General features: G+C 60.3%; 9 protein-coding genes. All 9 read right to left on the minus strand.

Annotated elements, in window-relative coordinates; translation table 11 throughout:
• Positions 1 to 390 (minus strand): hypothetical protein, encoded by a 390-nt coding sequence (locus AB1609_10330; protein MEW6046863.1) that lies wholly within the window; start codon positions 388 to 390, stop codon positions 1 to 3.
• A gap of 321 nt (positions 391 to 711) precedes the next feature.
• Positions 712 to 1,083, minus strand: coding sequence for a DUF5615 family PIN-like protein (locus AB1609_10335; GenBank protein ID MEW6046864.1), 372 nt, complete (start codon positions 1,081 to 1,083; stop codon positions 712 to 714).
• Entirely contained in the window at positions 1,080 to 1,316 is a 237-nt protein-coding gene (locus AB1609_10340; protein ID MEW6046865.1) for a DUF433 domain-containing protein, read from the minus strand. The genes AB1609_10335 and AB1609_10340 overlap by 4 nt, the downstream gene beginning before the upstream one ends.
• Positions 1,317 to 2,183: 867 nt before the next feature.
• Positions 2,184 to 4,700 (minus strand): DEAD/DEAH box helicase, encoded by a 2,517-nt coding sequence (locus tag AB1609_10345; GenBank protein ID MEW6046866.1) that lies wholly within the window; start codon positions 4,698 to 4,700, stop codon positions 2,184 to 2,186.
• A 173-nt stretch (positions 4,701 to 4,873) separates the two neighbouring features.
• Complete coding sequence (locus AB1609_10350) at positions 4,874 to 5,656, minus strand: DUF1828 domain-containing protein (GenBank protein MEW6046867.1); 783 nt, start codon at positions 5,654 to 5,656, stop codon at positions 4,874 to 4,876.
• Entirely contained in the window at positions 5,656 to 6,099 is a 444-nt protein-coding gene (locus AB1609_10355) for a hypothetical protein (GenBank protein MEW6046868.1), read from the minus strand. The genes AB1609_10350 and AB1609_10355 overlap by 1 nt, the downstream gene beginning before the upstream one ends.
• A 226-nt stretch (positions 6,100 to 6,325) precedes the next feature.
• On the minus strand, positions 6,326 to 6,532 hold the full coding sequence (locus AB1609_10360; GenBank protein MEW6046869.1) for an MBL fold metallo-hydrolase: 207 nt from the start codon (positions 6,530 to 6,532) through the stop codon (positions 6,326 to 6,328).
• A gap of 777 nt (positions 6,533 to 7,309) precedes the next feature.
• A complete protein-coding gene (locus AB1609_10365) occupies positions 7,310 to 7,591 on the minus strand; it encodes a hypothetical protein (GenBank protein ID MEW6046870.1) in 282 nt (93 codons plus the stop codon).
• Positions 7,592 to 7,759: 168 nt separating this feature from the next.
• Positions 7,760 to 8,465: hypothetical protein (locus tag AB1609_10370; GenBank protein ID MEW6046871.1), on the minus strand; the 706-nt coding region annotated here is incomplete at its 5' end.

Raw genomic sequence — 8,465 nt, forward strand, 5'->3', positions numbered from 1 at the left:
CTACTTGAGGAGGGGGCGGAGGAGGGAGAGGGGGCCGTCGAGGAGGGCGGACAGGAGGGGGGCGTGCCAGTCGAATAGGCGGTGGGACTGGATGGCGCGCTTGATGCCGTCGCGGTTAGCGAGGTCGATGAGGAAGGCTAATGTGGCGTCGTCGACCCGGCGGGCGAGTTGCCGGAAGCGCACACCCACCTCGATCTCCCGCCCGAGCAGGGACCTCCACCGGCGATCGTATTCCGCCAACGACTCCGCAGACAGGTCGTCCTCCGCCAGAGCGCGGGTCAACACACCCACAGCAATCTCGGCCGCCAGCAAACCGTAGTACACGCCGCCGCCCGTCGTGGTCTTCATCTGGCCGGCGGCTTCGCCCACCACGAGGATGCCGTCAGCCACGGAGGATGCCGTCAGCCACGGTGGAAGGTGAAGGGCCCGGAGAAGACGACCGACCACATCTTGATTATGCGACGCACGGGAACGACCCTAGCGGCCCGCCCTGGCCGCCAAATTGAGTCCGTCGCAGCCCCATACTTCGGGAAATGAACGCTACTGATTCACTGCGACTGGTCCGGCCGCACCTGACGGGGCGGTTTCCAACTCTCCCTGGTTATCCATAATAGCGAGGAAATCTTCACCACTAACACAGGAGCGTTTCCCTCAAACACCCTGACTCTGGTACTTTGACCGCTCAGGGTCACGGCCAGGCTCCTATGCTGCCTAACCCCCGTCTCCCGCCGGCCCCGTCCGCCTGATCCGGATCCCGCGAGGCGTGACCACCGTGAAGGCCCCCCTCAGTTCGTCCCCATGCCGAGCCACCACAGCGGCAACCACATCCGCCTTTTCGTGCTCAGGCAGGCCGGCGAGCCGTACAAGAACCACACCACCCGCTACCCTGCCCAGGCGAAATACCAGATCGCCGAAGTCCTTGTCGGCGCTCAAGAGAAGGGCACCTGTCTTGTTCGCGGTCTCGAGCACAGCTTCGTCGCCGGCACCCGGGCCGAACTCCGCCACGTACGCAACCTCGTGCCCCTCGGCCCGCAACCGCGCGACTATCTGGCCGTCCACGCACTCGTCTGCAACGAACTTCATCTCGCTGCGCCTGCCACCGGGTAGACCGCGTCCATCCGCAATACCCGGGCAGCGTACTCGATGGCAGCCCTTACTCCATCCTTAGTCAAGCTCGGATGAGCAGCTACGATTTGCTCAACTGTCTCCCCCGCCGCCAGCTTCTCAAGGATCAGTTCCACAGTGATCCTCGTGCCCGCGACAACGGGTTTCCCCATCATTACGTGTGGATCGCTGACTATGCGTGCAGTTCCCATTCACACAGTCCCTCCAAATTGCCGGACCTAACCAAGATGGCCCCTCCCCATAGGGACCGGGGCAACACGGGCGTGATCAGTCACTATTGTAACCCACGTCATGTCCCGGCGTACACCCATCCTGGGGCACACCCGCCCGCGTCGGGGGCGGCCGGGCGAAGCCCGCCCCCCATCCATTTGCTCCCGGACAGCATCCCGCTAAGCCAGCACGACCTTCGTACCTGCGGCTTCAAGTCCCCTACCCATCGGCTCCGGGGAACCCGGAAGATGCGGGCAAGCTGCCGGAAGCGCACACCAGCTCGATCTCTCGCCCGAGCAGGGACCTCCACCGGCGATCGTATTCCGCCAGCGGACTCCGCAGTCAGGTCGTCCTCCGCCAGAGCGCGGGTCAACACCTCCACAGCAATCTCGCCCGCCAGCAACCGCTAGTAGTCCGCCGCGAAGAGCAGGGTCTTCATCACGGGAGATAGCACTTGCCGATGGAGAAGCTCCCTCACTCGGTCCCCGATGGGGCTGGAGAGCCCTCTCGACAGTACCACGTCACATTCCCTTGCCGACAAGCCATGCGACCAGAGGTGACCCCACTGCCGTGTACCTGCGCGCGGATGCCACCGCGGTCAGACGCCGGGCGGAGGGGTGTTCAACGTTCAATCACTGGCCATGAACCACGTCGCATGGCACGAGGTCCCCCCGAAGGGTCCGGAGAAGACGACTGCACCACATCTGGATTATGCGACGCACGGGAAGGACGTTAGCGGCCCGCCCTCACCGCCACATTGAGTCCGTCGCAGCCCCATACTTCGGGAAATGAACGTTGCTTACGGGCACGGGCAACGCAGAGAGCCCACTTGTTGAGTGTACGGCCTGTTAGCGCTGTGACCTTAGCGGCACCAGACGCGCACGGAGACCCCCCGGCGTCAACTCGTGCGCTCCAAGTAGAGTTCCGACTTCTTGAACCGTCCAGGCCTCCGGTGGTTTGGCTGCCAAGGCAGCGGCAAAGCCACGGATCCGTTTCTGGAGGTTTGACAACCCTTCCGGCGCCAAGACCTTAGCGTCTTCTGGGGGATAAGCATCGTGTGCACACACGCTGCACGGGTGTACCATAATGGCGGTGAGGCTTTGCCCTGGATAATGCTGGCGGAACCAGTTGATGCTATTTGCGAGCTGGCCGACCTCATCCTTCGAAACGGTAGACCGCGTCAGGCTTACGTTATTCTTCGCTTCGATAACGAAAAACGCCCCGTCAGAAAGCAACCATAAGACGTCGGGACCGCTACCATAATCTTTTTCGGGTCGCTGAGATTGAAGCCCAAGCAGGTTTGCAAGATCAGCTAGGGCCTGCTCGAATTCATTAGGCTCAACTCCAAATGAGAGCTTGGCCAGAATCTCATCGACTGCCACGACAACGGCATTAGCGTTGTCATACCCGCGCAACCACTCTACGGCACGGCTCGCCTGCGTCCCCTTTTCCATCAAGCGACGATACTGAACACCTTCAAGGGGTCTGAATAGACGCGGGTTCAGTTCGTGGGCTTTCCGCTGGATTTCCTGCGCCCTACCGGGGTCCACCTTGTGGAGAAGCTGCGCGGCAAATTGGAGGTACCAACCCTTGTCAACCGGGTCCAGTTGGGGGAGGTCGTCAATGGCCTTCTGAACGGAATCAGAAGCGCCTTGAGCTTGCCCCCCGCGAAAAAGTTGAACAGCCTTCCTTTCCATCTCAGCCAGTTTGAGGGGAAGATCGCTAGAGGCAACATACGATACCCGGGAAAGCATTTCACGGTGAAACTTCTTCCAACCGGGGTCTTGTTGCAGGCACTGATGTATAAGCCTGTGAATACTGAGGAGCGGGTCACTACCGCCCCTGCGAATCTCCTGCGCCAACGTTTGTCCGATTTCGATTTGGAGACGCGTTTCGGGCGAAAGAAACTCCCGATTTTCCACTAGCGTGAGAAAGGAGATCAAATCGCTGCCTAACAAGAGAACAGCGCAATAATCACCGCCCGATCGCACACCGCGCCCCAAGCCTTGTTCTATTCTTTGAGCTTGGTTACTCCTTAGTTGCCGGGACTGGGGTCTTGCCGTCATGACGTATTGCGCGTAGAGAGAACCGCCTGGCGGGAGCCCGTCCAGCACTAATAAACGACAAGCATCACCGGGCAAGTCTATACCATCGTACCTATTAACCAATACTACGAAGTTTCCTACAGAACCCCGAAGCCGCTTCAGGATTACATCAATGGTATCATTATTGGCCACTTCGGCACCAACACGTTCCCACGGCTTCGCCGCAGTGAATGACGGTACAAGTACAACTACGTTGTATCCCTCACTTGATATCCTGGGAACCAATTGACGCACCTGATCGTCATCGACAGACGAATCCATTATACGGGGCGCGATTATAAGCCTCTCGCCCACGTCACCGCTGACATTAGGGTGAAGGGCATTCTCGACAGCCTCCCGAGCAACGCCGAACTCCCGAATCAGAATGGAGTCATCAATGAGCGTCGCGGAAAGGAAAAAGCGGCGTCGGGCAAGATCGAAGCTGGGAATGCGTTGAATAGGGACCAGGTACGGAGTGATCTGTATTTCGGTGCCGGTAATGAAACACCAGCACAACTCCAAATCGTCTTGAACCAGATTCCAGGAGAACAGCAACTCCCTTGCGTCCCTGAGCTCAGCCAGGATCCGAGAGACATCGGACAGCACGTTCTGCCACGCCCAGTATGGTATTGCCATGAAGGCGTGCGGATCTCCGTCACGAATGCTTGCAGCGGTGCCGACCGCCTGAGCCTCCATGACATCCTGAAACAACCGCGAAAGACGTTCGTATGCTTCGCCTGCTCCCCGCACAAATCTTACGGTTACTTCTTCACGCGCGATCCTGAGGCAGCTGTGGGCATCGTCTATTACAACTGCACCGAGATTCAACGGCTCGCGGGCCCCACCCAGCACCCCAAAGATAGATCGGCCGTTGAACAGTTTCTGGAAGGTCGTAACGAGAATTGCTTCTCTGTTGAGGAATTCCTGGGGAAACTGATTGTCCAAACCAAACTGTACGGTACGAATCCCGCAGCCAACCGCTTGCTCCACAACTTGATCGGCCAACTGGTTGGTGGGACAAACATATAGTGCAGGCCCTACCCCCTCGTTCAAGCACGACTGGAGGGTGAGGAGGCCTACAAGCGTCTTCCCCGACCCGGTGTTCATCTTGATCACCGTATCCCGATGCTCACGCCGACTGTGCCAAGCGTCCAGCACGTCAACTTGCACGTCCCGTAGGTATTCGAACTCGGGGCCACGGACTAGGCCGTGAAAAAGCGCCTTTGGTTCGACGATACGCCGGCGCTCGGCTCGGGCCAACAGCCTATCGAAATCAATCAACGTTATCCACCCCCAGAAACCGCCGGACGCTCAGCCACCTAAAGACAGGCTTCGAGCAATGCCAGTCTGACCGCCAGTGTGGCGAAAGCATGGGGTTAGAGCAACCGTCAACCGATCAGCCAGGATCCCCCATCCATACGACTTCCTGAGGCGATTCCATGCCTGCGGCCGAGCTATTCCCCACCCCCGCGGAGCACCTCGAGGAGGTGATCTCTCTTGCTCCAGCCTATGACGTGATCCGAGCCTGTCTCCAATATGGCGAGCGCCTCCTGGGTCCAGACGTCTTCCTCGTCATCGATGAGGCTGAGAGAGGTGTGTGCAACACCGGCCTTGTAAAGGTCAAGGAATGCATGTGTCGTCAGTTTGGCGAGGATAGTCGAATAAGCCCTCGAGCCGGTTGAGGCCGCCTGGATGAGGGCGGGGGTTTTCCTGGTGTTGACCGCAAAATCGATCGTGTGGGATGCTCTCCTGCCCTGAACCCGATAGTCCTGAATGAAATGGACGTTCGACTCCAGAAGGAACGACCGAACCTCCTCCTTGAAGAAACGCTTCGTGCGTAGCTTCGCGGTAAGCTCCAAAGAAAGTAACTCGTGAATCGCATCTATAAAGGAAGTCACCGCCTGTCCAAGATTATCTCGTTGAGCGTGAAAGACGAGTTCGCCGCGTTTGATTTCCGCCTGGTAGGATTCCAGGACCATGTCGACCCATTCCCGGCGGGGCCGCGACGCTCTCGGCCCAAGCACGTCGATTCCCCTGCTGCGTAGTTGGTTCAATGTGCCACCCCGGTCCGTCAAGACGAATTCCGTCCCGCGGTCGAAGAGGTGCAACGTTATCAAATCCCCACCGGGTGTTTGGTGGGGCGTTATCACCCGCCAATAGCCAGGCGAAATCTCCTCGCAGTGAGTATTCTCGCGCAACCAAGTCGCGTACTCTTCGAGAAGATCCCGGCACTCCATTAGAACTCACCCCAGAGGTTGTACCTCTCAGGCAGTCGCCCTTCGTGCTCGATCTTACACTCCCTCAGGAACTCTTTCAAGGCTTCATTGATGCTGTGGCGCGGGAAATCCGGGACGGAGTATGCCCATCTCTTGTGCCGACCATTCCACCGGTGCTTGTGAGGTATACCAACGATTTCTCCGTCTGGATTCTTGTGTGGCGTGTCCATGTGCAGGCTCCGTATCGGGACGGTACCACCGTAAATCAAATCGAACCAGAAGAGCGGCGGATCGACATCGACCCGGAGATAACAGTTGAGGGTGAGCAATTCCCCGCTTTCCGTTTCGACAACACCACTCAACTCAAGGTCTCCGTAGTCATCCGAGGCCTCCCAGTCCGGATCGATTTTGACCAACCGCTTTCTCTCCGCGTATAGCGCCTCTGCTTCGGCCTCAGACAGCATGCACCCCGATCCTCCTCAACGAACTCCACGGTTGGGCCAGTCTCTGACAGTCGTTCGCCGAGAATCTCGAGCGAAGCATCACCCTCAGCCTTGACGTGCTCAACTACGTTGTGGAGAAGCTCATCTGCAAAGTCGACGGGAAAGCTGAGTAAGTCGCCCAGGCGTGCGCGCCACGAAGCGGGCAGCCACACCTCTTTGCACCGCTGGCCGGAGCGTAGGAACCCAATCAATCCGCCGGCGTGTGATCGGCATCGTTGTGCGTGCAAACGACTATATCAACCTTGCAGCGTCCAGTCGCGCGTGCGAACTGGCGTAGGAAGTTCCTAGCCGACGCGCCTCCGTCCACCAGCACCGTTCTGCCATCTCGCTCAAGGAAGAAAGCGTCACCCTGCGCCACCGCAATGGCAATGAACTTGGAGGTCCGGGGAGTCATGGCTCTTCACCGCCTCACGAGATTCCAGGTCGATGGCGGCAGCAAGAGAAACGGCACCCGGCGATCCCAGCCACTCCCCTGCCGATGATTGGACGATCCACGTCGCGTCAAGCACCCATCGACATCCTCGTCCGAGACCAGATCCATGAGCTTCAGGATCAGCGTCGCCCATCGTATCCCTCCCCAGGGTTTTCTCGTCAATGTACTTGAGCTACTGTGCAACATAGGCCGCCTTACACCACGCCTTAACCCTAGCCGGCTACTCCAAATTGCGCCTCCCGCCACATCAGCCAATTGGAGGTCTGGATGCCCACCCTCAGTCAGATCCAATGAACAACATGTGGCAACACCGGAGATGGCTGGTCCAACCGGCGCTCACGCGCGTGGTAAGAACCCCTTCCGCGTTTCGTGGCCACCTGCACATGGGTTCCGTAAGGCCCCGATCGCGATTTGGCGACCCTGGTGCGCTTGGAACTGGGGCGCGAGGACCCTGGTGCAGGGGGGATCGGGGTGTAGGGACCCCGGTGCGGGCAGGAACCGGGGTACAGGAACCCCGGTGAGGGCTGGCACCCGGGTGCAGGCACCCTGGTGCTGGCAGAGACCGGGGTGCGAGCACCCGGGTGCAGGCGGGGATCGGGGTGTAGCGACCCTGGTGCAGGCGGAGACCGGGGTGTAGAGACCCTGGTGGAGTAACAGGCCAGGCGGAGGCGGCGGCGTGCGTGGCGAGGGGTGTGGGTGGATGCGTGGATGGGTGGATGGGTGGATGGGTGGGTGGGGCTATTTGAGGACGGCACGGACGAGGGAGAGGGGGGCGTCGAGCACGGCGGAGAGCAGGGGGGCGTGCCAGTCGAAGAGGCGGTGGGACTGGATGGTGCGCTTGATCCCGTCGCGGTTAGCGAGGTCCATGAGGAAGGCTAATGTGGCGTCGTCGACCCGGCGGGCTAGTTGCCGGACGCGCACGCCCACCTGGATCTCGCGCCCGAGCAGGGACCTCCACCGGCGACCGTACTCGGCCCACGACTCCGCAGACAGGTTGTCCCCCACCAGAACGCGGGTCAATACCTCAACCGAAGTCTTCGCCGCCAGCAAGCCGAATCACGGGCCAGACCTGCCCTGCCCGGTCATGGCTGAGACTCGTCGCGCCCGCGGGCACCATCACTCCTGTGGAGCCCACCAGCCGACACGCGGGGGACCTGCCACCGCACCAGCCGCCGACCGGGTATCGTGCTACCGCAGCCAGGGGCACGCCCCCGGGAGGACCTTATTACATTCCTCCCACGTCACCCACCCGAGGCGCCTGGACACCTCCGCGAAGTCCACATCCTTCCTGTGGGGAAGATCGCGGGCCAGAGCACTCGGTGAAGACCGGTACTCCTGGATCAACCATCCGTACAGACGAGCGTGTGGAGCCCGGCGGAACAACTCCGGGGTGACCAGAACAAGGAGAGTCCGACGGGGGTCACGGTAAGAGAGAGGCACCCCCAACCGCTCGTTTGGCTCCAGCATGACATCGACTGTCCTGGCAAGCTGATTGCGCAACGGGTCAAAGGTGACGCCAACGGAAATGTCCGACAGCACCTTTGCCTCGAAGAATACGGCAAAACCAGTCGCCCGGTTAAGCAACACGGCATCCACGTGCGTGGGCCCCTCCAGGTCGCCCCGGTATCCCCCGCCCGCGCTCCGGGCAGCATCCAGGATGTACCGCACTATTTGTCTCTCGCCTACGTGTTCCTTCAGCCAGGCCAGGTACTCCTCAGGCGCGGGCACGTTCACCTCAAAGTAGAGCAGATTGTCCTCGTCTTCGCCGAGACACTCGCCCCACGAGGTGAGGCCGGGGACCGGGGGAACCGGGCCAAAGCACCGGGTAAGCAGGGCGCTGATCGCCGCCACCCGGCCAGGACGGTGGTAGTACCGGAGCAGGCAACCGGCAATC

This window comes from Bacillota bacterium (assembly GCA_040754675.1).
Classification (GTDB): Bacteria; Bacillota; Limnochordia; order Limnochordales; family Geochordaceae; genus Geochorda.

What these genes read in the sequence shown, in the direction of transcription:
- AB1609_10335 (MEW6046864.1), bottom strand. Translation starts at nt 1,083, where the DNA reads ATGAAGTTCGTTGCAGACGAGTGCGTGGACGGCCAGATAGTCGCGCGG.
- AB1609_10340 (MEW6046865.1), bottom strand. Translation starts at nt 1,316, where the DNA reads ATGGGAACTGCACGCATAGTCAGCGATCCACACGTAATGATGGGGAAA.
- AB1609_10350 (MEW6046867.1), bottom strand. Translation starts at nt 5,656, where the DNA reads ATGGAGTGCCGGGATCTTCTCGAAGAGTACGCGACTTGGTTGCGCGAG.
- AB1609_10355 (MEW6046868.1), bottom strand. Translation starts at nt 6,099, where the DNA reads ATGCTGTCTGAGGCCGAAGCAGAGGCGCTATACGCGGAGAGAAAGCGG.
- AB1609_10360 (MEW6046869.1), bottom strand. Translation starts at nt 6,532, where the DNA reads ATGACTCCCCGGACCTCCAAGTTCATTGCCATTGCGGTGGCGCAGGGT.